Genomic DNA, 23,931 nt, shown 5'->3' with positions numbered 1-23,931 from the left:
TGCGACCCCTTCGTGACATCTTGTCCAGACGTCGGGGGTGCCATGCCGCGGACTGTGCCGACATGCGCGTCCTTTGGGACCGCATGTGACGAAATGAAGACAGCGCAACGCACGCCTGCCTTCCCGTCCTGGCCAACGATGTGTCGAACTCAACGAGCGCATCTTGCCACCCAGCGCCCGCTCGACTGCCCCATCAATGTGCCCCGAGTCGTCATATCAAAAATGATAGACACATATTTGACAACGTCACTCAGCAGTCCGTCCAAATAGCGCGCAGATCGTCTCACAAGTTGAATGATTTGCTCGATGCACCGTGGGGTAATCTGCAAATCTTCAACCGGCAGTTGACCTGCGGCGCACGCGTTCACGCATCTCGCGCGGACTGGCGCCGAACTCGCGGCGAAACGCGCGCGTGAAATCCGACGCCAGCTTGAAGCCGTGACGATAGGCGATTTCCTGCACCTGCCTGTCGGTGGACGCGACGAGTTCGGCATGTGCTGCGCGCAGCCGCTTGCGCAGGATATATCCGGCGACGCCGCCGACGCTCTCGAATGCACGGTAGAGGGCAGAGCGCGAGATCCGCAATTGCTGCGCAATGCGATCCGGCGCCAGATCGAAGTCGCCGAGATGCGTCTCAATATAAAGGCGTGCACGCTCGAACAGCACCGGTTCGATTGCGCCGCGCGCCTGCTCCAGCCGGTCCGAAGACAGCTGAATGCACGCGGCGATCATCTGCGCGGTCGCTCGCCCTGCCTGCCGCAGTTCCTCCGGCGACATCAGGACCAGGCGCGTTTCGAGTCTGTCGAGATAGTCGGACAGCAGTTCGATCAGATTGCCCGAGAGGAGAATGTTGCAGGCGTCGTTAAGCTGATCGGCCACATCCGCGAATGACCGGCGCGGCAAAGCCAGCACCAGGCCATCATAGTCGGTGATGCTGCCGCGGAAATCGTCGTCGAGCGAGATCAGGAACATCGCGCCTGGCCCGGCGTGAACGCGCCGCTCTGCGGTTTCGAAGCGGGCCTCGCCGGAGCGCACCCGGAACAGCCACCAGATATCGACCGGCGCGCCCTGCGACGGCTCGACGGCACGCGCGAATGTTTGAGCGGCAACGCGTCCTGACGTGAAGATGACGTCGGCCATGTTGCAGGTCAGATACTCCACCTCGAATCCTTGCGCAGGGCTATGGCCTTCCGACGGCGCCACATCGACCAGCGAGGCCATGCGCGTCTTCCAGACCTCGAACTGCTCCGACGGCGGATAGAGCCGTGTCGTGAAGAACCGCGGTACCGACGGGATTATGTCCCTGATGTTCCGGGGCTCGCGTGGCAGGGGAACTTGTTCGAGGAGCTTGGCGGCACTCGCCGGCGCATTGTCGTCTTCTGGCATGTCATTCCGTGCCCCGTTGTCGCAAACGACGAACGTCGTCTCAACGGGGGCGCATTCCCAAGGTTGCGTCGCCGGCCTCTGGCGGGCAGGCGAATTTCTGGCGGACAAGGAAGCAGCATTTTTGGATGCGGACATCACCCGCTTACACCGACCGCTCCTGATAGGGCCGATGGGTCCTGCAGCAGTCGTGCTCACACATGGCATTCATCATTGTCGCTTCGCTGCCGGATTCCGGCCCGGAAGCTCCGTCACCGACTCGGCCTGACTGGTCTAAAGAACAATTTGTGCGAGAACCAGAGCGGCGACAACGCGCGCCTTGAAGAAATCCAAAATTGCGTTCGTGCGATGCGATCGGGCAACGCATCATCGCAGGGACTTCAGAAAGTTTTCTCGATCTTCGCGCTGAGACGAAATGAACGTCGCGAGAGCGCAGCGACTTAAGCACGGTACATGACACATCGCGAATCCCGCGCACGGGATTCGCGTCGACCGCGCCTGAAGACGCTTGCCTAATCATGCGGCATTCCACCACGTGCGACGCGAATGCGATCGATGGGAACGGAACACGCGCGCCGCACGAGGCGCACATGTTGCGGCACGCTGCGGCATTTTCATATGAACGTCGAGATGACGAAAGTAACAATGGCTCATCATATTCGTCGGTGAACACACCCGCGATGCCGGCGGAGCGAACCTGATCGCCGGCACCTGCAACACCAGCGACGCAGCCTGCGTTCCTCGATCGCGCGCCGCCCCGCTATGCGTTGCCTTGCCCGATCCGGTCGAGCCATGCCGCAAAGCGCGGATGCTTCGCAAACCTGCCTTGCACGACCGCCAACTCCTGCTGGAAGACCGGTAGCGAGAGCACCCGTTCGATGTCGGGCTCCCTGATCTTCCAGATTCCCGGCGGAACGAAGCCATGCACCTTGAGCTCGTAGAGCTCAAAGATCGAGAAGATGACTTCATGCACAATTCGGCGCTCGTCCGGCGTCATCTCAATGGTGCCGCCGGCGCCCTCGTCATGGAACGCCGCCGTTGGCAGGCGACGCCGCAAATCGGATATGCGCTCGGAATATCTCAGGAAGATGTCGGCTCCCAGCCGCCGGTTGTTGGTATGCAGCGCCGTGTAGATCGCGGTGATGCCGACGATGATGGTCCCGAGCGTCATGAACTTCGGGATATGATCGAGCACTGCGATGCCTCCTTCGACCTTCCGTGATCGCGCCAGGAGCCCTGTGCAACCTGTGTTCCGCGCCCTTTATTGCCCCGGGGCGCCGTGATCGTCGAGATGCCGATCACCGATTTGCCCGACCGCACAAGTCTATCGTCCAAGCCGCCTTCGATGGCCCGCGGCAGCACAGGGGTTCTCACCGGGAGGCGTGCCGCGCCCCGGCGCCCGTTCCGAATAGCCATGGGTCGGCACGGCGGTAATTTGGCCCTCGACGAAAGTCGCAACAAATGGGCGGCGCGCCTGTCGTAGATTTGTAACCATCTTGCAAATCGTTATCGGGCAAAAGTCGCGGGCAGCCTTCACGCAACCTTTTGCAAACTCCAAACTGCCTACCGTCACCGGATATTATAGTGATAGTGGGGACGGGAATGGCTGGGCTGCGGCCGAATATCCCAATACGACTCGGGACTGCATTCAGGGAACAGCATTCGGGCGTTGAGCGTGATCCCGCCGTTCCATCGGTTGGAACAAACCCGGAAGTCGAGCGCCTGCGCGGCGTCATTGCACGCCTGATGCACACGGCCGCGCATGACCAGCTGACCGGACTTCCGACGCGCAGTCTGCTGCTCGAGCGGCTGGATCTTGAACTGGCGCGCGAGGCCGATGACGGCGCGCGGATCGCGGTTCTGTTCGTCGATCTCGACAACTTCAAGCTCGTCAACGATTCACTCGGCCATAGCAGCGGCGACGAGGTGTTGTCCGAAATGGCCCGGCGCATCCTAAGCTGTCTCGGACCGGAAGATACTGCGAGCCGGTTCGGCGGCGACGAGATGGTCGTTCTCCATCCGCGCGCCTCGGCCTCTTCCGGAGCTGAACTCGGCAGGCGGATTCTTGCAGCGCTGGCGGAGCCGATCCTGCTCTCTGGCAAGGAAGTCGTGGTATCGGCAAGCGTGGGGCTCGCGCACTGCAAGCCCGGCACGAAGTCCGCCGAACAATTGCTTCGCGAGGCGGACACCGCGCTCTACGCGGCAAAGGTCCGTGGCCGTGCGCGATTGGCCGAGTTCAACGACGAGCTGCATGCCCGCGCCGAGAAGCGTGTTCAAATCGAATCCGATTTGCGGGCGGCGCTGCGGGAATCGCAGCTGTTCGTGGAGTATCAGCCGCAGGTCCGCCTGAAAGATGGACGCGTCGTCGGCGTCGAGGCGCTGGTGCGCTGGCGACATCCCGAGCGTGGCATCATCTCGCCCGCCGACTTCATCCCTGTGGCCGAGGAATGCGGGCTCATCGTCAAGATCGGACGGCAGGTGTTGCAGGAATCCTGTCGCCAGCTCGCCGAGTGGACGAGGCTGATGCCGGGCTGCCCGCTCGCCATGACCGTGAACGTGTCGCCGCGCGAGATCGCGGAGCCGACCTTCATCCAGGAGCTCCGCCAGGTTCTCGCCAGCACCAATGTCGATCCGACCGCCCTGTGTCTCGAAATCACCGAAAGCGTCATGATGAGCGCCCCGGAGGAGGTCGTCCAGGTACTCGACCAGATCCGCCAGCTCGGCGTGTTCGTCGCGATCGACGATTTCGGCACTGAGCACTCGTCGCTGTCGCGCCTGCGCGACATGCCGGCCGAGGTCCTGAAGATCGACCGCAGCTTCATCGACGGTCTCAGCAGCGAGCCCGGCGATACGGCGATCGTATCGTCGATCCTGAGCCTGGCCTACGCGATGGGCAAGCATACCATCGCCGAGGGCGTCGAACGGAGTGAGCAGGCCGCAATGCTGCTCCGCATGGGTTGCGACGTTGCCCAGGGCTATTTCTTTTCGCGGCCGGTTGCCGCCGAACAGATCGCGCCGATGCTGACCAGGGCACTCTGGCATCCAAGTTCGGGACGCGCGCTGCACGCCGCGCAGCCCGTGGAAGGACCGGTACGGCGCGGCCATCATTATTTCATCGACGAATTCCTTGATCACATCGGGGCTCCCATGGGCACCAAGGCGACGGTCTCGCGATGATGTATCTCGTCATCGGTCTCAGCAATCTGGCGATCGGGCTGGCTTACGCGGGCCTCGGCGTATTGTCGGCCTGGGAAACGGTCAGCCTGCATCGTTACCGGGGCTGGTCCCGCTTCGGCATCGGATTTTCGATGATGGCGGCAAGCTGCGGCCCGCATCATCTGGTGCATGGCTTCCAGGTGCTGCAGGGCGAAAGCGTGTCCTGGTCGATGCTCGCCGTCACCCTGCTCGGGCTGCCGGCAGGTTTGACATTTGTGTTCCTGCGGTTCGAGACGATATTGGGTGGCCAGGGCGAGCGATTGATCGCCCTCTCGCCGCATCGCGCGATGTTGCTGGTCGGCGGCTTCGCCATCACGGCAGGCTGGCTGGCGGCCTGGGCGATGGCCCAGCCCGGCGCAAACATCCCGTTCCTTTGCACGTCGGCCGATCTCGCCGCGCGCGCGACGATGCCGAGCACCTGGATCGACGTCGCCTCCGCGACGTTCTACGCCAATGTGTTCGTCACCGTGACCTACGGCCTGGTCGGCTGGTATCTGGCTGACCATCAGGTGCGCCGCTATCTGGCGACCGGTGTGTGGTCGCTGTCGGGGGCCGCATTGGCGGGCGTCTTCTTCTCCTGCGCGCTGATCCATCTCATTGACGCGACGACTCACGGCAGCGGATCGATGCTCGTGTTCGACCTGATCGGCATTCCCGCCTCGGTTTATTTCCTCTGGGTCGTCGAGCAGCTGCACAGCGACTCCGTGCTGGACTGGAATCGACGTCCGCTGGTCGGTGCCGCGGCCGCGCCGGCGCGGCCCTCACCCTGGAGCGGCAGGAACCTGCAGCACTGACCGGTCTTGTGGGTGCGATCGGCAGCCGGCTTTCCCTAGGCCCTCTTCAAGCGAGATGGCGAGACGAGATGCAAAGCTCGGGCAAATCATGTCGCGAGAATGCGTTCTCATATTCTAAATGCTGTTGCGCGTGACGCTTATCCCGTCATCCTGAGGAGCGCGCAGCGCGTCTCGAAGGATGCACGGCCCCACTGGTGGCCGTCGATCCTTCGAGACGCCGCTTCGCGGCTCGTCAGGATGACGGACCTAACGGCGGCGCATGCGCGGGCATGACACTGAACGAGCTGTTTGACAGGTTGAATCAGAAGCCCGCCATCATGGCGTGGCTTGCCGAGCCGTAGCTCGCGGCCAAAGGCCCGCCTTCGCCCTTTGGGCTTCGGCGCGGCATCCTTCTCTCGCTACGCATCGATAGAATAAGCTTGCTCGCGGTGACAGTCCGACTTCGCTTTCACTTCGTTCAAGCTACGCCGGACACGCTTCGACCTGAAGGTCTCCGCGTGGCTGTGCCACGCGAAGCCCGTCAGGGCGAAGCGTGGTGGGTGCGACAGGGATCGAACCTGTGACCCCTACCATGTCAAGGTAGTGCTCTCCCGCTGAGCTACGCACCCAAAGCCGTGTTTGGATCGGGTCCCTATAACGGACGGCGGCGGGGCAGGCAAGGATACAAAGTGAAGGTTTTTTGGCGAATCAGGCCGCCAGCAACTTATTCACTTCGCTAACCAATTCCCTGAGGTGCACGGGCTTGGACAGCACCTTGGCGTTTTTCGGCGCCTCCGAATCGGAATTGAGGGCCACCGCGGCAAAGCCGGTGATGAACATGATCTTGATATCGGGATCGAGTTCCGAGGCACGGCGCGCCAGCTCGATGCCGTCCATCTCGGGCATCACGATGTCGGTGAGCAGCATTTCGAACGGCTCCTCACGCAGCCGCTGATAGGCCGACATGCCGTTGTCGTGCGGCGAGACCTTGAAACCCGCATTTTCCAGTGCCTTGACCAGAAAGCGGCGCATATCGGTGTCGTCTTCGGCGAGAAGAATTTTCGGCATGGCAGGGATCGTCGAATCCGGCTTGAGGAGCAGTCCGAACAGTAAGCCCGACAGACGGTAAATTTCGGGTGAAATTTGCGTCAAGCCAGCGGCAAATGCGCGCCAGCCATTTGTGGACCGAACCACGCATCGAATCAACCTCGTGTGGCATTTCCCGCCTTTAAGACGCGTTCCAGCCCGCGCCACACTCTTTTCACTTGGCAGAATGATCGCGATTACCGACAATGCCCGCCCATAAATCTCCGCTTTTCCGGCAGAATCAGTTCTTGCGGGGCGAGGCGGACGCAAGGGACGGCGCCAAGGGAATGACCGAATTTGCTGGCGAGTTGTCGCCCCCGTTCGAGATCGTTGAGCCGCAGGCCTGGCGCGCGCCGATCATCTTCAATTCCCCACATTCGGGCTCGGTCTACCCGGCCGAGTTCCTCGAGGCGTCGCGAATCGATGTGGCGTCGCTGCGCCGCTCTGAAGACTCCTTCATGGACGAGTTGATCGCCGGATTGAGCGATCGCGGCTTTCCGATCATCCGGGTCAACTTCCCGCGTTCCTATGTCGACGTGAACCGCGAGCCCTATGAGCTCGACCCGCGCATGTTCACCGGGCGGCTGCCGAGCTTTGCCAACACGCGCTCGATGCGGGTGGCCGGCGGCCTCGGCACCATCCCGCGCGTGGTCGGCGACGGGCAGGAGATCTACCGCGAGCGGCTCGACGTCGACGAGGCGCTGCGGCGGATCGAGGTGCTCTACAAGCCCTATCACCGCGCACTGCGCCGGCTGATCAACAAGGCGCACCAGGCGTTCGGTGCCGTGATTTTGGTCGATTGCCATTCGATGCCGTCGGTCGGGGTATCGCGCGACGAGCCGCGCCGGCCCGACGTCGTGATCGGCGACCGCTACGGCACGAGCTGCGCGCCGCTGCTGCCCGACCTGGTCGAGGAGATGATGGGCTCGCTCGGCTATTCGGTCGGCCGCAACAAGCCCTATGCCGGCGGCTTCATCACCGAGCATTACGGCAACCCGGCGAGCGGCCTGCACACCGTGCAGATCGAGCTCAACCGCGCGGTCTATATGGATGAGCGCCAACGCGAGCGCGGACCGCGCTTCGCCCAGGTGACGGCCGACTTTGCGTCGCTCGCGGATGCGCTCGCGAAAATTCCGTTCGGGGATCTCGGCCCGTTCCAGGCGGCAGCGGAGTAAATCCTTCGTCGGCCACCCGTGGTACCGATGAAGTCATGAACCAAGAATTCAAATTGGCGACGCGGTAGGCGCCGAATTGGATTCCCAGTTCGCTCGCGGAAATGACGGCCCAAAGAAAAAAGGGCCGCTTGAATGAACAAGCGGCCCAAGTCTAGGGAGGAAACGCCCAAGGAGGGCAGCGATAGCGCGAGGCGCTACCGCACCGCAACAATATGCGACCGCGCTGCACAAAACGCAAGAACTTTCGAAACATTTCTTCTGTAATGTTGGTAAGTCTGGCGAAACTGCAACACGACCAGGTGGCCAAATTAAGATGTTGAATATCAATAGTTTACACGAGAAATCGCGTTCGGACAGCGTTCAGCGCATAGCTTGTATACCAGAACTCGCAACTTCGTGATCCGGCCCAAAGCCAGGGAGACTTTCGAATCGAAGCCAAATCGAAAGTCCGGAACCGGGTCATCCAGGCTGGGATAACACTCCGTTAATCGTGCGCGCCGCCTGGGATTGAGCTAGGCAAGAGCACATCCGGTATCTATCGCGTCGTTTGCGCATTTCAGGGACATGCCGTGACGGTCATCGACTTTACCGCCTTCATCGGCCGCCTCGCGACCGCATCCGGCGAAACCATCCTGCCCTTCTTCCGCACCTCGCTCTCGGTCGACAACAAGAGCTCGAGCGATTTCGATCCGGTCACCGAGGCCGACCGGGCCGCGGAAGCCGTGATGCGGCGGCTGATCAAGGCGAACTTCCCCCAGCACGGCATCGTCGGCGAGGAGTTCGGCAATGAGCGCCAGGACGCCGACTATGTCTGGGTGCTCGATCCGATCGACGGCACCAAGTCGTTCATCGCCGGCTTTCCGATCTGGGGCACGCTGATCGCGCTGCTGCACAAAGGTACGCCGGTATTCGGCATGATGCACCAGCCCTATATCGGCGAGCGCTTCTCTGGCGACAACGGCTCGGCGAATTACGCCGGTCCGTCGGGCGCGCGGCGGCTCTCGGTGCGGCGCTGCGCCTCGCTGAAGGAAGCGACCGTCTTCACCACGAGCCCGCTGCTGATGAATCCGGATGACCGCGCCCGCTTCGGCCGCGTCGAGCACGCGGCGCGCCTGTCGCGCTACGGCGGCGACTGTTACTCCTATTGCATGCTCGCGGCCGGCCATCTCGACCTCGTGGTCGAGACCGAGCTGAAACCCTACGACATTGCCGGCCTGATCCCGATCGTCACCGGCGCCGGTGGCGTCGTCACCACCTGGGACGGCAAGCCGGCACAAGGCGGCGGCCGCATCATCGCAGCCGGTGACCCGCGCGTGCACGAAGCCGCGATGAAGCTGCTCAACGCCTGATCCTTGCTCCGCCTGATTTCTTGAGTTGCCGGGCGATTGATCTACGCCCATCCTGACGGCAACGAGAAAAGTCAGGGACGGGCGACATGACGATGTGCGGCAGGCTGCTGGCAGCCATTCTCCTGCTTCTCGCGCCCGTCACCGCCAGCGCCCAGCAATTCCCGACCAAGCCGATCCGGCTGATCGTGCCGTTCCCGCCCGGCGGGCCGAACGACATCATCGCTCGGGTGATCGGGCAGAAGATCTCGGAACTGGCGAAGCAGCCGATCATCGTCGACAACCGCGCCGGCCAGGGCGGCGTGCTCGGTACCGATGCGGTCGCGAAGGCCGCCCCCGACGGCTACACGGTTGCGATCGCGAGCGCCGGCGCGCTGGCGATCAGCCCGAGCATGGAGAAGGTCGCCTACGACACGCTGACGGATCTTGCGCCAATCACGCTGGTCGCGACCGTGCCGGAGATGCTGGTTGTCGCCACCGACGTGCCGGCAAAGAACATGAGCGAACTGGTCGCGCTCGCCAAGGCGCAGCCGGGCAAGCTCAACTTCGCCTCCTCCGGCCCCGGCAGCCTGCCGCATCTGGCGTGCGAATTGTTCAAGCTGACGGCGAAGATCGACATCGTGCACGTGCCCTATCGCGGCGCGGCGCCGGCGGTGAACGATCTGTTGGGTCAGCAGGTGCAGATGACCTTCCTCGACCTGCCGGTGATCCTGCCGCAGATCAAGGCGGGCACGCTGCGGCCGATCGCGCTCGGCGGCCGCGAGCGCGCCCCGACCGCGCCGGACGTGCCGACCACGGCGGAAGCCGGCATGCCCGACCTGATCATCGAGAACTGGTACGGCATGGTCGCCCCCGCCGGAACGCCGCCGGCGATCGTCATCAGGCTGAACCAGATCGCCACCGAAGCGATGGCCGATCCGACGGTCAAAGCAAAACTCGCCGAGCAAGGCCTGACGCTGGTCGGCGACACGCCGGAGCATTTCCGCGACTTCATCGCCGCCGACATCAAGAGATGGGCAAAGGTGATCCAGGACGCCGGCGTGGTGACGACGAAGTAGATTAATAGTCGAGCCGGCCGCGCAGTTCCTCGAACGGAAGCATGACGTGCTTACGAAACGGCGGGCGCTGCTGCAGCCTCTGATACCAGCGCTCGACTGCTGGCAGCGGCGGGCGGGCGATCTCGAGTTCGAAATAGCGATAGAGCGAGGTTCCCGAGGTGATGTCCGCGAGCGACAGCGTCTCTCCGAGCAGGAACGGCGTGGCTTCGAGCAGGCGTTCGAGCTTGGCAAAATGCTGCTCGCAGCGGGCGAGCGCCTTGTGAATCGCTGACCAGTCGCGCTGGCTGTCGGGTGTGCGGAAAAATCCCCAGAACACGCCGCCGAGAAAATCCGGCTGCAGCGCGGTTTGCGACCAGTCCATCCAGCCATCGACCCGCGCCCGGACAATTGGATCGTCGGACCAGAAGCGGCCGTTGCCATAGCGCGCGGCGAGGTAGCGCAGGATGGCGTGGGACTCCCAGACGATCGCGTCGTCATCCCGGACGACGGGCACGCGGCCATGCGGGTTCATCGCGCGGAACGCCGGCGCATCGAGCCCGCCGAATGCGCCGCCGGCATCGATGTGCTCGTGCGCCAGATCGAGCTCGCCGATCAGCCACATCACCTTCTGCACGTTGAACGAACTGCGCCGTCCCCAGACCCTGAGCATTGCACTCTCCTCGGCTTCGTCAGCGTTGCGCTTCGGCCCGCAAATATTCCACCAGCTGCTTGGCCGCGCGCGGCAGCGCCTTGAAGCTGCGTGCGCAGATCGTCAGCCGGCGGTTGGCCCAGACGTCGCGGATCCGGATCGTTGTGATCGGCATCGCCGCCGCGCAGCGCCGCGCCGCGGTTTCCGGGATCACCGCGATGCCGACATCGGCGGCAACCATCTGGCAGATGGCGTCGAAGCCGCGCAGGCGGGCGCGGAAGCGCAGCCGCGCACCAAGTTTTGCCGCGTGCCGCGAAATATGGACCTGCAGCGCGGACGTCGCCGTGAGGCCGACGAAATCGCGGCCGACCACCTCCTGGAAGTCGATCTGGCGGCGGCCGCCGAGATCACTGCGGCGCGATGCAACCAGCATCAGGCGGTCCTCGCTGAACAGGAAACGCTCGACGCTGTCAGGCAGCGCGTGTTCGGCGGCGAAACCGAGATCGGCGGCGCCGCTGGCGATCGCAGTCGCGATGTCGGTGCTCTCGCGCTCCTCGACGTCGACGCTGATATCGGGATGTTCGTGCAGGAACGCTGCCAGCGCCCGCGGCAGATGCTCCGACAGGCCCGAGGTGTTGGCGAGCAGCAGCACGTTGGCGCGGACGCCGCTGGCATAGGCGGCGAGATCACTCTGCAAGGCCTCGACATTATGCATCACGATCCGCGCGTGACCGAGCAGGCTCTCGCCCGCCGCCGTCAGTTCGACGCCGCGGCGGCCGCGCTTGAGCAGCGCGACGCCGAGCGCCTCCTCGAGCCCCTTGATCCGCTCGCTGGCCGAGGCTAGCGCAAGGTTTGCTCGCGCCGCGCCCTGGGTGATGCTGCGTGCATCCGAAACCGCGATGAACAATTGCAAGTCGATCAGGTCGAACCGCATGACGTTTCCCGCCCCGCCCTTCGGGTGATCCGAAGGCTAACTCCGTAACCTCCAGATTGTGCCGATCGCGTCGATCGGTCAATGTGCAGCCATGGTCGACCATCTCCTGATCTTCATCGCTTTCGCCTTCCTGCTCGCCGGCTTCGTCAAGGGCACACTCGGCCTCGGGCTGCCGACGGTCGCGATGGGACTGCTGGCAACCACGATGGCACCAGGTCAGGCGATTGCGATCGTGATCGTGCCGGCGATCGTCACCAATATCTGGCAGACCTTCGTCGGCCCCTATCTGCACGACATCCTCAAGCGGCTGTGGCCGCTGATGCTCGGCACCGTCGTTGGAATCTGGATCAATGCCGGACTATTGACCGGGCCTTACGCGGCCTACGGCACCGTCGTGCTCGGCGCGCTGCTGGTGATCTACGCGATCGTCGGCCTGAGCAGATTCAACTTCAAGGTCAGACGGCGCGACGAGAAATGGATCGGCGGCATCGTCGGCGTCATCACCGGGCTGATCTCGGCGGCAACCGGCGTCCAGGTCATTCCCTCGATGCCGTTCATGCAGGCGATCGGCATGGAGCGGGACGAACTGGTGCAGGCGCTCGGCGTCTTCTTCACAACCGCGACCATCGCACTCGCCTTCAACCTCACGGCCTCGGGCCTGCTGACCGCGGCCACCGCGCTGCCGGGCGCGGTCGCGATGGTGGCATCGTTCATCGGCATGTTCATCGGCCAGGCGGTCCGCACACGGATGCAGCCGGACGTCTTCCGCCGCTGGTTCCTGATCGCGATGATCCTGCTCGGCATCTATCTCGCCGGCAGCGCGCTGCTCAAGATCCACGGCTAGAGCATGATCCGGAAAAGTGCGAAGCGGTTTTCCCTCGCGATAAACGCGGAACGCGTTTGCGCGGAGATCACGCTCAAGTGACGGCTAGCGCGCCTCCAGCATGGCGACGCGGACGCCGAGATAGATGAAGAGCGCGCCGAGCGAGCGGTTGATCCAGGCGATCACGCCGGTCGATTGCCGGATGCGGCTGGCAGCCCGTGCCGCAAAGGCCGCGAGGCCAAGACACCACAGCGTGCCGCCGGTGATGAAGATCAGCCCGAGCACCAGGAAGGCGAGCGTCTTCTGGGCTGAGTCCGCCGCCACGAATTGCGGCAGGAATGCCAGGAAGAACAGCGCCACCTTGGGGTTGAGGATGTTGGTCAGTGCCCCCTGCCAGAACACACGCGAGATCGAGGTCTCGCCGCCCTGCCCGCCGATGTCCGCGATCGGCTTGGCGCGCGACAGCAGCATCTGCAGGCCGGTCAGCACCAGATAGGCCGCGCCGATCAGCTTGACGGCCAGGAACGCGGTCGACGACGCCATCAGCAACGCCGACAGCCCGATCGCCGCGCCCAGCACGTGGACCAGGCAGCCGCAGCTGATACCGATCGCCGCAGCGGCTCCGCCGCGCCATCCGTGCTGAATCGTGCGCCCTATGATATAAGCGGTATCCGGCCCCGGCGTGACGTTGAGCAGCAGCCCGGACAGGACAAACAGCCAAAGCTCGTGAATTCCCAGCATCTCGGCCACATTAACCTCTGTAAGTAACGAACCCGAAAGGACGGTCAGCCAACCTGCGCCATCCCAGCGACACACGAATTCAGTAGAGAAACGGACTGTACGATCCGTTGGTCGCATGCCAATTCCTGCTACGATGCATTATAGGTGCCCGTAAACCGCGCTTCCGCCGGACCCGGCCTGTCTTGTAAGTATCGGATTCGGTCACCTCGGCTAAGTGGCCAATTCCAGGGCACAGGAGACATGGAAAGACGGCTCGCTGCCATTCTTTGCGCTGATATCGCCGGCTATTCCCGCATGATGGGTGTCGACGAGGCGGGGACGCATGCCTCGTTCAAGGCGCACCGCAGCGCGATTTACCCGATCATCCTCAACCATGGCGGCCGAATCGTCAAAAACACCGGCGACGGCTTCCTGCTGGAATTTCCGAGCATCATCGGCGCGATCGAGGCTGCCGTCGCGATGCAGACCCTGATGGCCGAGCGCAACGAACATCTGCCGGCCGACCGCGCCATGCACTTCCGGATGGGTGTCCACATGGGCGACGTCATGGCCGACGAGGACGAGGTGTTCGGTGACGACGTCAACATCGCCGTCCGCCTCGAGACCGTCGCCGTGCCGGGCGGCATTGCGGTGTCGGACAAGGCCCGCACCGAGTCAGGGCGGCGGCTTGCCGTCAGCCTGGTCGATGCCGGCCCGCACCGCTTCAAGAACATCACCGAGCCGGTCCATGTCTGGACCTGGGCGCCGGCCGGCTCCGACAAGCAGGAGCAGGTTCCCGACGACGGCCCGCATCTGCCGGGGCAATACCGGACCGCGATCGTCGGTGTGCTGCCGTTCGACAATCTGAGCGGTGGCGCCGACGAATATTTCTCTGACGGCCTGACCGAGGATCTGATCCACGCGCTGTCGCTGCAATCCTTCTACCGCGTGCTGAGCCGCAACTCGACCTTCGCCTACAAGGGCAAGAACGTCTCGACCCGCCTGATCGCGCGCGAAATCGACGCGACCTATCTGATCCAGGGCTCGGTGCGCCGCGCCGGCAACAAGATCCGCGTTTCCGCCGAGCTGATCGCGCCCGAGAAGGGCGAGCAGCTGTGGACCGGCCGCTACGACCGCGACATGGGCGACCTGTTCGCGATGCAGGACGAGATCACCGCGAACCTCTCCGCCGCGGTGGCCCAGGAGATCTACCGTGCCGAGGCCTCGGCGCCGGCGCGCTCGCCGAACGCCGAGCTGACCGCGTGGGACCGCTTCCTGAAAGGTCTTTCGCACTACTATCACCAGACCAAGGACGATTGCGAAACCGCGATCGCGCTGTTCAAGGAGGCGATCGAGCTCGACCCCGCGCTGTCGATCGCGCGCGCCTATCTCGCGCTGATCCAGATCCAGAGTATCCAGTTCGGCTGGATTCCGAGCACGCGCGAATTGTGGGCCTCGTCGGTCAGCCTGGCCGAGAGCAGCGTCCGGCTCGACCCGCGCTCCTCGTTCGCATTTTCGCTGCTGGCCTATCTGCATGCGATGCAGGGCCACTACGAAGCCGCGATGGACGCCATCAAGCGGGCGATCGAGCTCAATCCCTACGACATGGGCGCCCGCGGCGTGCTTGGAATCTGCCATATGGTGATCGGCGATCATCGCAAGGCGGTCGATCTGTTCTCGACGGCGGTTCAGCGCGGCAACAGCGACCCGCGCTACCAATGGGCCGCGCTGAACGCGTTCAGTCATTATCTGCTCGGGCAATATGACGCCTCGCTGTCATGGTCGCGCGAAGGGCTGTATCTCAACCCGAACCATCTGCAGTGCCTCGCGGTACGCAGCGCCGCGCTCGCCCAGCTCGGCCGCGCCGACGAAGCCGCGCAGGCGGCCGAGGCGCTGCTCGCCAGCCATCCCGATCTCACGGTCGAACGTCATTTGCGCAATTTCCACTGGAAGAACCCGGCCGACATCGCGCTCTATCGCGATGGGCTCTTGAAAGCCGGGCTCCCGTTCGGCAAACTCGCTCTGGTTGCATCCAATTCGAAATTCGCCGCTGATTCCTGAGCGAATTCATCCACCGGTAATGGATGCTTTTTAAGCTGAATCTTTTCAGGATGTGGTTTGATGTCCGATACGGCTGCAAGCGCGGCACCCGCCCCGCAGGTTTCTCCTGACAATCCCTGCCCGTTCCTGCGTGCGCTGGTCGCCGGCGACTATGTCGGCGGCCATATCGTGCCGCTGCCGAAGCTGACCGAAACCATCGACCGCGCCACCGGCAAGACCGGCCTTCCGGCGCTCAGCGCCGGCGCCAAGATCTTCATGGTCGCGCAGATGGCCAACGGCATCGGCCCCTTCAGCCAGATTCGCAGCCTGCTGCAGGGCGCCATCCTCGACGAATTGCGCAATGGCCCGCTCGACAAGCACGGCGCCGGCTCGCGCATCCTCGACCAGCATGCCGTCGTGCATGAGGACGAGATCGCGCGGCTCGCCACCTTCGGCACGGACCACAAGGCCCCCGACGGCAGCGTCGAACGCGGGCTGTCGGCCTCCGAGATCAAGACCTTCATGGCGGCAAACTTCCAGCGCGCCAAGGACGAGCATCCGCCGTCCTACGCGATCCTGCACTGCTACTATCCGCTGCTGATGCTCGGCGAGTGGCCGGTGCTGCTCGACATCATGGGCAAGGGCGAAGGCAAGGACCGCTATCTCAGCGTCGCCGAGGTCAGGACCTTGTTCGTGGAAAAGCGCTTTCCCGACCGGATCGTCGCGCTGCTGCAGGGCTAGATTTCTTTTTGACGCGTTTTCTTCACGCGAACCGGTATCCACTTCGCTCGAAAACGCTATGGTTCACTTGAACAGCGGCGTGCCGGGCACGAAAGCGTCGAACGCCGCCCAGAATTGCCCGCGGTAGCGATCCTGCTCCTGCAGGATCTCGTGCTTGGAGCCGGCGATCACGAGATGCGAGCCGGCGCGCAGATGGTAGGCGAACTCCTCGATCGCCGCCGTCGACACCACCTCGTCATTGCTCGCCGCCAGCATCAGGATCGGCTGGCGGATTTCGGTCGGGTACGACATGCCGCGGAAGGTGCGCATCGCGGTGAACGCAGTGTCGGCCCAGGCGATCGTCGGTGCCGCGATGCCGAGCGTCGGGTCTTCTTCCAGGATCGCCGCGTTGCGGGCATGGCGCACCGGGTCGCTGGTGACGGGATTACCAATGAAGGGCGCGAGGCCGACCAGTTCGTCGCTCCCGCCCGGAATGTAGCGGCCGCCCTGCCCAGCCAGCCGCATGATCCGGAGCAGGGCGCTCGGAAACAACGACACGCGCCGGCGCGGCAGGTCGATCATCGGCGCCGACAGCACCATGCGGTCGAACCAGCGCTTGCCGGCATGCGCGACCCGCAGCATGACCGCGCCGCCCATCGAATGCGCCAGCGCGAAATAGGGCGGCGGGCAATCCGGCAGCACCACCTGCTGCACGAAGGTCTCGACGTCGACCTCGTAGTCGGCGAAGTCGCGCACGTAACCCTTGCGCGGATCACGCAGCCGCCGCGACGAATGCCCTTGCCCGCGCCAGTCGATCATCGCCACCGCAAAGCCGCGGTCGCGCAGGTCGCGCACGGTCTCGAAGTATTTCTCGATCATCTCGCCGCGCCCGCCGAACACGCAGACCGTGCCCTTGCGGCCGGGCGGCGGCGCCCAGCGCGCAAAGCGCAGCTCGGCCCCGTCAGGTGTCTTGATGGTGCCACTGACAACGTCGTCCGGAACCGGATTGGCGGGGATCGAGACGAGCGTCATGCAGGAGACCGGAGTGGAGGGACAGGGTGGAGATCAAGGACGCCAGCGCCGAAAAGCGACGCGGTTTCCGCCTCTTGAACGCGACGTGACCCCTCCCATATCACCTCAGTGCAGGCCGCTACCAGTGTTTCGGAACCGGAACATCAGGCTGCACACATCTAAGCCCGGCCCGATGGCGGGCGGGTAACTGAAACAGTCGCTCATTGGAGGACTACCCTATGCGTAGCTACGACCTCACTCCGTTCTATCGTTCCACCGTCGGCTTCGACCGCCTCTTCAGCCTGCTCGATCAGGTGACCTCGGACGGCAGCCCCGGCTATCCCCCCTACAACATCGAGCGCACCGGCGAGAATGCTTACCGGATCAGCGTTGCGGTCTCCGGCTTCTCGCAGGCCGAGCTTTCGATCGTCGCGAAGGAAAACACGCTGACGATCAAGGGCGAAAAATCCGCCAACGAGAATTCCGGCAACAGCGCCGAAGTGCTCTATCGCGGCATCGCCTCCCGCGCCTTCGAGCGCGTCTTCCAGCTTGCCGACTTCGTGCAGGTGAAGAACGCTTCGCTCGAGAACGGCCTGCTCCACGTCGATCTCGTCCGCGAGATTCCCGAGGCCAAGAAGCCCCGCAGCATTCCGATCGGCGGCAGCGAGAAGGCCCCGCAGGTGGTTGACGGCTCGGCCAGCAAGGTCGCGGCCTAAGCGACAGATCCCGCGTCGGCAGATATTGGCTGAACGCGAAAACGCCCCGGGAAACCGGGGCGTTTTTTCTGTCGGTGCCGTAACCCGGATAAGCCGTAGCCCGGATGAAGCGCAGCGAAATCCGGGGTTGTTCGCCGCGGCGGGACCTTCCCGGATTACGCTGCGCTCCATCCGGGCTACGCCGTCACTCCAGACCCTGCACCTTCGGCATCGCCTGGGTCGGCAGGATCGCGGGCGCCGGCGGCGGTGGAGCGGCCTGACCGACGGTCGGAGCTTCGGCTTGCTGAACGGCCTGCGGTGCGGCCGCCTGGGCTTCGGCCGGCTGGGGCGCCGCCGCGGCCGGCTCGGCTGGCGCGGGTGCGGTGGCCTGGGCCGGCGCAGGCTGCGACGCAGTGGTCGGGGCGACGGCCGCCTGAGCCGACGGCGCGGGAGCCTGGGCCGCCGCCGGGACAGAAGCCGGCGCCGGACCTGGCGCTGACCTGGCCGCGAGCGGGCTCCGCTTCGGCACCGGCACACGGCTGGCGACATGCGGGATCGGGAGCGGTGGCCGCGGCACCCGGGCCTGGATTGGCCGCGGCATCGGGCCGACCGGGCCGTAGGTCTCGCTCATCTCCTCCTCGAAGTTGTCGCCGAGCCGGTAGGCCGGGGTGAAGCGGACGATGTGCCCGTCGCGGGCGTCGATCACCAGCCGGCCGTCGTCGCCGCCCTGGTCGATCACCGAGATCGTGTAGACGAAGCCGCGCTGCTGGGGCGCGCCGAGCGGCAGGTAGCCGTTTTCGCGCAGCACGGTGTAGACTTCGACCGGCGGCAGCAGGCTCGGGACGCGGCCGAAGCGCGGCGGCGGCGGAACCTCGGGCATGGCGGCGTAGGGACCGCCCATGTCGGATACCCTGACGAAAGACGGGCTGCCAATCCGGACGGACGTCACCAGCTGCGCCTGGGCCGAGGCTGCGCTGAATGCGAGCGCGGCGGCTGCAATCGAACCTGTGAACAACTTCATCGCCGTAACTCCTGTCTGGCCCGCCTTGAGGAGCTTCCCGCTCTCTTGCCGGCTTGCCGGGCAAAATTTCGGTTTGAATTCCGGCGGTCCTTGGTCCCTCCTTGGGCCAGATCACGGCGTGTTTGCTTCGAATCAGGGGCGCGGCGGGCCCACCGAGCTCTCCGATCCAAGCATGCGGGCGAGGACTTCCTCGCGCTTGTGTGATAGACAAAAATTTGGCAAGGTCGAGGTTAGGACAGCAAAGCTGTCTCAATTTCGAGGCCATTCCGGCATAGGGATTGCAACGAAACCTCGGCGCCCCGGGCTCCGAGAATGCTGCAGGCAGGGCCGTCCTCTAGGGGACGTTGAAACGCCCGTCGCCTGAATTTAGGAAAATGCGGCTCGCGGCGGACGAGCGGTGGCCCGGTGGGTGCCGCAACGTCCAAGGTGCGCCAAATACGGTGAGGCCCCTTACGAAAGGGAGAGGACACATGAGCGGGTCGGAATTCGAGCGCGAAACCATCGTGACAGGCATGCTGTCGGCGACCGCGGACTCGAAAGCCGCCGATGCCGCGCATGATGCGTCCTATGGGCCGCACACCCCCGAGCTTCACACCTGGCGCCCGCAGGCCGAAGGCCTGTACGACCTGAGCCTGGAAAAGGACTCCTGCGGCGTCGGCTTCATCGCCAACATCAAGGGCCAGAAGTCGCATCAGATCGTCTCCGATGCGCTGAGCATTCTGTGCAACCTCGAGCATCGCGGCGCCGTCGGCGCCGACCCGCGCGCCGGTGACGGCGCCGGCATCCTGGTGCAGATCCCGCACGCCTTCTTCGCGCGCAAGACCTCCGAGCTCGGCTTCAAGCTGCCGAAGCCCGGCGAATACGCCATCGGCGCGCTGTTCATGCCGCGCGATGCCGCGTGGCGGAACGTGATCAAGAGCATCATCGCCGACGAGATCAAGAACGAGGGCTTCAAGCTGCTCGGCTGGCGCGACGTGCCGTCGGACAACTCGTCGCTCGGCGTCACGGTGAAGCCGACCGAGCCCTATCACATGCAGGTCTTCATCGGCCGCAACAATGCGGTCAAGACCGAGGACGATTTCGAGCGCCGGCTCTACATCCTGCGCAAGTCGATCTCGCAGGCGATCTATCAGCGCCGCGACCGCGGCATGGCGGGCTATTATCCGTGCTCGCTGTCGTGCCGCACCGTGATCTACAAGGGCATGTTCCTCGCCGACCAGCTCGGCAAGTACTATCCCGACCTGCATGAAGCGGATTTCGACAGCGCGCTGGCGCTGGTGCATCAGCGCTTCTCGACCAACACCTTCCCGACCTGGTCGCTGGCGCATCCCTACCGGATGATCGCCCATAACGGCGAAATCAACACGCTGCGCGGCAACGTCAACTGGATGGCGGCGCGTCAGGCCTCCGTGCATTCGGAGCTCTACGGCAAGGACATCAGCCGCCTGTGGCCGATCTCCTATGAAGGCCAGAGCGACACTGCCTGCTTCGACAACGCGCTCGAATTCCTGGTGCAGGGCGGTTACTCGCTGCCGCACGCCGTGATGATGATGATTCCGGAAGCGTGGGCCGGCAATCCCCTGATGGATGAGCAGCGCCGCGCCTTCTACGAATATCATGCCGCGCTGATGGAGCCGTGGGACGGCCCGGCCGCGATCGCCTTCACCGACGGCCGCAAGATCGGCGCCACGCTCGACCGCAACGGCCTGCGCCCGGCGCGCTACCTCGTCACCAAGGACGACCGCATCGTGATGGCGTCCGAAATGGGCGTGCTGAAGATTCCGGAGGACCAGATCGTCACCAAGTGGCGGCTGCAGCCCGGCAAGATGCTGCTCGTCGACCTCGAGCAGGGCCGCCTGATTCCCGACGACGAGATCAAGGCCGACCTCGCCAAGAGCCATCCCTACAATGACTGGCTGCACCGCACCCAGATCCAGCTCGAGGAGCTGCCGGATGCGCCGGCCAAGGGCGTGCGCTCCAACCTGCCGCTGCTCGATCGCCAGCAGGCGTTCGGCTACAGCCAGGAAGACATCACGATCCTGATGACGCCGATGGCGGCCACCGGTGAGGAGGCAGCCGGCTCGATGGGCAACGACACGCCGATTTCGGCGCTGTCGGACAAGCCGAAGCAGCTGTTCACCTACTTCAAGCAGAACTTCGCGCAGGTCACCAACCCGCCGATCGACCCGATCCGCGAAGAGATCGTGATGAGCCTCGTCTCGATCATCGGGCCGCGGCCGAACCTGTTCGACCTCCAGGGCGTCGCCTCGACCCAGCGCCTCGAAGTGCGGCAGCCGATCCTGACCGATGCCGATCTCGAGAAGATCCGCTCGATCTCCGACGTTCCCGAGACCCACTTCAAGTCGCGCACGCTCGACACCACCTTCCACGCCGGCTTCGGCGCGGCGGGCATGGAGCAGGTGCTCGACGAGCTCTGCGCCCGCGCCGAGGGCGCGGTGCGCGAGGGCATCAACATCATCATCCTGTCGGACCGCATGACCGGCACCGACCGGATTCCGATCCCGTCGCTCTTGGCCTGCGCAGCCGTGCATCATCATCTGATCCGCACCGGCCTGCGCACCTCGGTCGGCCTCGTCGTGGAATCCGGTGAGCCGCGCGAAGTGCATCACTTCGCCTGCCTCGCCGGCTATGGCGCCGAAGCGATCAACCCCTATCTCGCGTTCGAAACCATCCTCGCGATGAAGGACCGGCTGCCCGGCGCGCTCGACGACTACGAGATCGTCAAGCGCTACATCAAGTCGATCGGCAAGGGCCTGCTCAAGGTGATGTCCAAGATGGGCATCTCGACCTATCAGTCCTATTGCGGCGCGCAGATCTTCGACGCGGTCGGCCTGAAGGCGGACTTCGTCGCCAAGTATTTCGCCGGCACGCACACAAGGATCGAGGGCGTCGGCCTCGGCGAGATCGCCGAGGAGACCGTGCGGCGCCACACCGATGCGTTCGGTGACGGCCAGATCTACAAGAGCGCGCTCGACGTCGGCGGCGAGTATGCCTACCGCACCCGCGGCGAGGACCATGCCTGGACCGCTGAATCGGTCTCGACGCTGCAGCATGCCGTGCGCGGCAACTCGCTGGAGCGCTACCGGGCGTTCGCCAAGATCCTCAACGAGCAGTCGGAGCGTCTGTTGACGCTGCGCGGCCTGTTCCGGATCAAGAGCGCCGAGGACGACAAGCGCAAGCCGATCAAGCTCGAGGACGTCGAGCCCGCCAAGGACATCGTCAAGCGGTTCTCGACCGGCGCGATGTCGTTCGGCTCGATCTCGCGCGAGGCGCACACCACGCTGGCGATCGCGATGAACCGGATCGGCGGCAAGTCGAACACCGGCGAAGGCGGCGAGGAGTCCGACCGCTTCAAGCCGCTGCCCAATGGCGATTCAATGCGCTCGGCGATCAAGCAGGTCGCCTCGGGCCGGTTCGGCGTGACGACGGAATACCTCGTCAACTCCGACATGATGCAGATCAAGATGGCGCAGGGTGCCAAGCCCGGCGAAGGCGGCCAGTTGCCCGGCCACAAGGTCGACGCGACGATCGCCCGCGTGCGGCATTCGACGCCGGGCGTCGGCCTGATCTCGCCGCCGCCGCACCACGACATCTACTCGATCGAAGATCTCGCCCAGCTGATCTACGATCTCAAGAACGTCAATCCCGACGGCCATGTCTCGGTGAAGCTGGTGTCCGAGGTCGGTGTCGGCACGGTTGCCGCCGGCGTCGCCAAGGCGCGCGCCGACCATGTGACCATCGCGGGCTTCGAGGGCGGCACCGGTGCCTCACCCCTGACCTCGATCAAGCATGCCGGCTCGCCCTGGGAGATCGGCCTTGCCGAAACCCATCAGACGCTGGTGCGCCAGCGCCTGCGCAGCCGTATCGCGGTCCAGGTCGACGGCGGTTTCCGCACCGGCCGTGACGTCGTGATCGGCGCGCTGCTCGGGGCCGACGAGTTCGGCTTCGCCACCGCGCCGTTGATCGCGGCGGGCTGCATCATGATGCGCAAGTGCCATCTCAACACCTGCCCGGTCGGGGTTGCGACCCAGGATCCGGTGCTTCGCAAGCGCTTCACCGGCCAACCCGAGCACGTCATCAACTACTTCTTCTTCGTCGCCGAGGAAGTGCGCGAGATCATGGCGCAGCTCGGCTACAAGACGTTCGACGAGATGGTCGGCCAGGTCCAGATGCTGGACCAGACCGCGCTGGTCTCGCACTGGAAGGCCAAGGGTCTCGATTTCTCCAAGCTGTTCGTGCGGCAGAAGGAGGAGAAGGGCCAGACGATCTATCACTCGGAAAGCCAGAACCACCATCTGGAAGCCGTGCTCGACCGCCGGCTGATCGAGCAGGCGCAGGCCGCGCTCGATCGCGGCGCGCCGGTCAAGATCGAGGAAGAGATCAACAACACCGACCGCTCCGCCGGCGCGATGCTGTCTGGCGCGGTGGCCAAGATCTACGGCCATGCCGGCCTGCCGCTCGACACCATCCATGTCGGCCTGAAGGGCACGGCTGGACAGGCGTTCGGCGCCTGGCTCGCCAAGGGCGTCACCTTCGAGCTCGAGGGTGAAGGCAACGACTATGTCGGCAAGGGCCTCTCGGGCGGCTGCATCATCGTCAAGCCGCCGAAGAACTCCGGCATCGTGCCGGAGGAATCGATCATCGTCGGCAACACCGTGATGTACGGCGCGATCGCGGGCGAGTGCTACTTCCGCGGCATCGCCGGCGAGCGCTTCGCGGTGCGTAACTCCGGCGCGGTCGCGGTCGTCGAAGGCGCCGGCGATCACTGCTGCGAATACATGACCGGCGGCATCGTGGTGGTGCTCGGCAAGACCGGGCGCAACTTCGCGGCCGGCATGTCCGGCGGCATCGCCTATGTGCTGGACGAGAGCGGCGACTTCAACAAGCTCTGCAATCTTTCGATGGTCGAGCTGGAGCCGGTGCTGTCGGAGGAGATGATCAACGCCGACACCTACCACCACTCCGGCGATCTCGAGGCGCATGGCCGGGTCGACGTGTTCCAGAACCTGCTCGACTCCGACGTGGAGCGACTGCACGTCCTGATCACGCGTCACGCCAAGCTGACCTCTTCGAAGAAAGCGGCCGAGATCCTCGCCGACTGGAAGAGCTGGCTGCCGAAATTCCGCAAGGTGATGCCGGTGGAGTACCGCCGCGCGCTGAAGGAAATGAAGGCCAACGCCGACGCCGAGCCGAAGATCGCGATCGGCGCGTAGTATCACCGGGCGTCATTCCGGAGCGCGCCATTGGCGCGAGCCCGGAATCTCGCCAAACCACTTCGAGA

18 protein-coding genes and 1 tRNA gene are annotated in these 23,931 nt (G+C 64.4%); 10 read left to right on the top strand and 9 right to left on the bottom strand.

The annotated features are described in order from the left end of the window. Positions 1 to 333: 333 nt before the first annotated feature. Together AAFG13_RS32170 and AAFG13_RS32165 are read right to left on the bottom strand one after the other, a co-directional pair. Positions 334 to 1,386 carry a helix-turn-helix domain-containing protein gene (locus AAFG13_RS32170; RefSeq protein WP_342709287.1) on the bottom strand — a complete coding sequence of 351 codons (1,053 nt, stop codon included), beginning with the start codon at positions 1,384 to 1,386 and terminating at the stop codon, positions 334 to 336. Positions 1,387 to 2,143: 757 nt separating this feature from the next. Beyond that, entirely contained in the window at positions 2,144 to 2,578 is a 435-nt protein-coding gene (locus AAFG13_RS32165) for a hypothetical protein (protein WP_342709286.1), read from the bottom strand. A 551-nt stretch (positions 2,579 to 3,129) separates the two neighbouring features. Here AAFG13_RS32165 and AAFG13_RS32160 point away from each other — a divergent pair. Both AAFG13_RS32160 and AAFG13_RS32155 read left to right on the top strand, forming a co-directional pair. Beyond that, positions 3,130 to 4,560, top strand: coding sequence for a bifunctional diguanylate cyclase/phosphodiesterase (locus AAFG13_RS32160; RefSeq protein WP_342709285.1), 1,431 nt, complete (start codon positions 3,130 to 3,132; stop codon positions 4,558 to 4,560). Next, a complete protein-coding gene (locus tag AAFG13_RS32155; RefSeq protein ID WP_212313857.1) occupies positions 4,557 to 5,393 on the top strand; it encodes a hypothetical protein in 837 nt (278 codons plus the stop codon). The genes AAFG13_RS32160 and AAFG13_RS32155 overlap by 4 nt, the downstream gene beginning before the upstream one ends. 533 nt (positions 5,394 to 5,926) lie before the next feature. Here the strand turns inward: AAFG13_RS32155 and AAFG13_RS32150 are convergent. Continuing rightward, positions 5,927 to 6,001: transfer RNA gene (locus AAFG13_RS32150), tRNA-Val, on the bottom strand. Positions 6,002 to 6,080: 79 nt separating this feature from the next. Beyond that, positions 6,081 to 6,440 carry a response regulator gene (locus AAFG13_RS32145; RefSeq protein WP_092123795.1) on the bottom strand — a complete coding sequence of 120 codons (360 nt, stop codon included), beginning with the start codon at positions 6,438 to 6,440 and terminating at the stop codon, positions 6,081 to 6,083. A gap of 305 nt (positions 6,441 to 6,745) precedes the next feature. Here AAFG13_RS32145 and AAFG13_RS32140 point away from each other — a divergent pair, with 305 nt between their 5' ends. The 3 genes from AAFG13_RS32140 (at position 6,746) to AAFG13_RS32130 (ending at position 10,037) form a co-directional block, all read left to right on the top strand. After that, on the top strand, positions 6,746 to 7,633 hold the full coding sequence (locus tag AAFG13_RS32140) for an N-formylglutamate amidohydrolase (RefSeq protein ID WP_212313858.1): 888 nt from the start codon (positions 6,746 to 6,748) through the stop codon (positions 7,631 to 7,633). A gap of 569 nt (positions 7,634 to 8,202) precedes the next feature. Next, on the top strand, positions 8,203 to 8,982 hold the full coding sequence (hisN, locus tag AAFG13_RS32135) for a histidinol-phosphatase (RefSeq protein WP_212313866.1): 780 nt from the start codon (positions 8,203 to 8,205) through the stop codon (positions 8,980 to 8,982). An 86-nt stretch (positions 8,983 to 9,068) separates the two neighbouring features. Further along, positions 9,069 to 10,037: a tripartite tricarboxylate transporter substrate binding protein gene (locus tag AAFG13_RS32130; RefSeq protein WP_342709284.1), complete on the top strand. Its 969-nt coding sequence runs from the start codon at positions 9,069 to 9,071 to the stop codon at positions 10,035 to 10,037. 1 nt (position 10,038) lies between these two features. Here AAFG13_RS32130 and AAFG13_RS32125 read toward each other — a convergent pair whose 3' ends face one another. Together AAFG13_RS32125 and AAFG13_RS32120 are read right to left on the bottom strand one after the other, a co-directional pair. Then, positions 10,039 to 10,686: a glutathione S-transferase gene (locus AAFG13_RS32125; RefSeq protein ID WP_212313875.1), complete on the bottom strand. Its 648-nt coding sequence runs from the start codon at positions 10,684 to 10,686 to the stop codon at positions 10,039 to 10,041. A 19-nt stretch (positions 10,687 to 10,705) separates the two neighbouring features. Next, positions 10,706 to 11,599 (bottom strand): LysR family transcriptional regulator, encoded by an 894-nt coding sequence (locus AAFG13_RS32120; RefSeq protein ID WP_342709283.1) that lies wholly within the window; start codon positions 11,597 to 11,599, stop codon positions 10,706 to 10,708. 91 nt (positions 11,600 to 11,690) lie between these two features. Here AAFG13_RS32120 and AAFG13_RS32115 point away from each other — a divergent pair, with 91 nt between their 5' ends. Continuing rightward, on the top strand, positions 11,691 to 12,443 hold the full coding sequence (locus tag AAFG13_RS32115; RefSeq protein ID WP_342709282.1) for a sulfite exporter TauE/SafE family protein: 753 nt from the start codon (positions 11,691 to 11,693) through the stop codon (positions 12,441 to 12,443). 84 nt (positions 12,444 to 12,527) lie between these two features. Here the strand turns inward: AAFG13_RS32115 and AAFG13_RS32110 are convergent, their stop codons facing one another. After that, positions 12,528 to 13,163, bottom strand: coding sequence for a LysE family translocator (locus AAFG13_RS32110; protein ID WP_342713436.1), 636 nt, complete (start codon positions 13,161 to 13,163; stop codon positions 12,528 to 12,530). Positions 13,164 to 13,403: 240 nt separating this feature from the next. Between AAFG13_RS32110 and AAFG13_RS32105 the strand changes: the two genes are divergently transcribed. After that, complete coding sequence (locus AAFG13_RS32105) at positions 13,404 to 15,203, top strand: tetratricopeptide repeat protein (protein ID WP_212313881.1); 1,800 nt, start codon at positions 13,404 to 13,406, stop codon at positions 15,201 to 15,203. Positions 15,204 to 15,263: 60 nt separating this feature from the next. Continuing rightward, positions 15,264 to 15,923, top strand: coding sequence for a hypothetical protein (locus AAFG13_RS32100; RefSeq protein ID WP_212313883.1), 660 nt, complete (start codon positions 15,264 to 15,266; stop codon positions 15,921 to 15,923). A gap of 63 nt (positions 15,924 to 15,986) precedes the next feature. On the opposite strand, the gene AAFG13_RS32095 is transcribed toward AAFG13_RS32100, so the two are convergent. Beyond that, positions 15,987 to 16,934 carry an alpha/beta hydrolase gene (locus AAFG13_RS32095; protein WP_342709281.1) on the bottom strand — a complete coding sequence of 316 codons (948 nt, stop codon included), beginning with the start codon at positions 16,932 to 16,934 and terminating at the stop codon, positions 15,987 to 15,989. A 218-nt stretch (positions 16,935 to 17,152) separates the two neighbouring features. Here AAFG13_RS32095 and AAFG13_RS32090 point away from each other — a divergent pair, with 218 nt between their 5' ends. After that, positions 17,153 to 17,629: an Hsp20 family protein gene (locus AAFG13_RS32090; RefSeq protein WP_212313887.1), complete on the top strand. Its 477-nt coding sequence runs from the start codon at positions 17,153 to 17,155 to the stop codon at positions 17,627 to 17,629. A 184-nt stretch (positions 17,630 to 17,813) separates the two neighbouring features. Here AAFG13_RS32090 and AAFG13_RS32085 read toward each other — a convergent pair whose 3' ends face one another. Further along, on the bottom strand, positions 17,814 to 18,629 hold the full coding sequence (locus AAFG13_RS32085) for a hypothetical protein (protein WP_342709280.1): 816 nt from the start codon (positions 18,627 to 18,629) through the stop codon (positions 17,814 to 17,816). A gap of 470 nt (positions 18,630 to 19,099) precedes the next feature. Here AAFG13_RS32085 and gltB point away from each other — a divergent pair, with 470 nt between their 5' ends. Then, positions 19,100 to 23,863 carry a glutamate synthase large subunit gene (gene gltB, locus AAFG13_RS32080; RefSeq protein WP_342709278.1) on the top strand — a complete coding sequence of 1,588 codons (4,764 nt, stop codon included), beginning with the start codon at positions 19,100 to 19,102 and terminating at the stop codon, positions 23,861 to 23,863. Positions 23,864 to 23,931: the final 68 nt, after the last annotated feature.

This window comes from Bradyrhizobium sp. B124 (assembly GCF_038967635.1).
In the GTDB taxonomy this organism is placed as follows: domain Bacteria; phylum Pseudomonadota; class Alphaproteobacteria; order Rhizobiales; family Xanthobacteraceae; genus Bradyrhizobium.
This window is presented reverse-complemented; position numbering and strand designations above follow the sequence as displayed.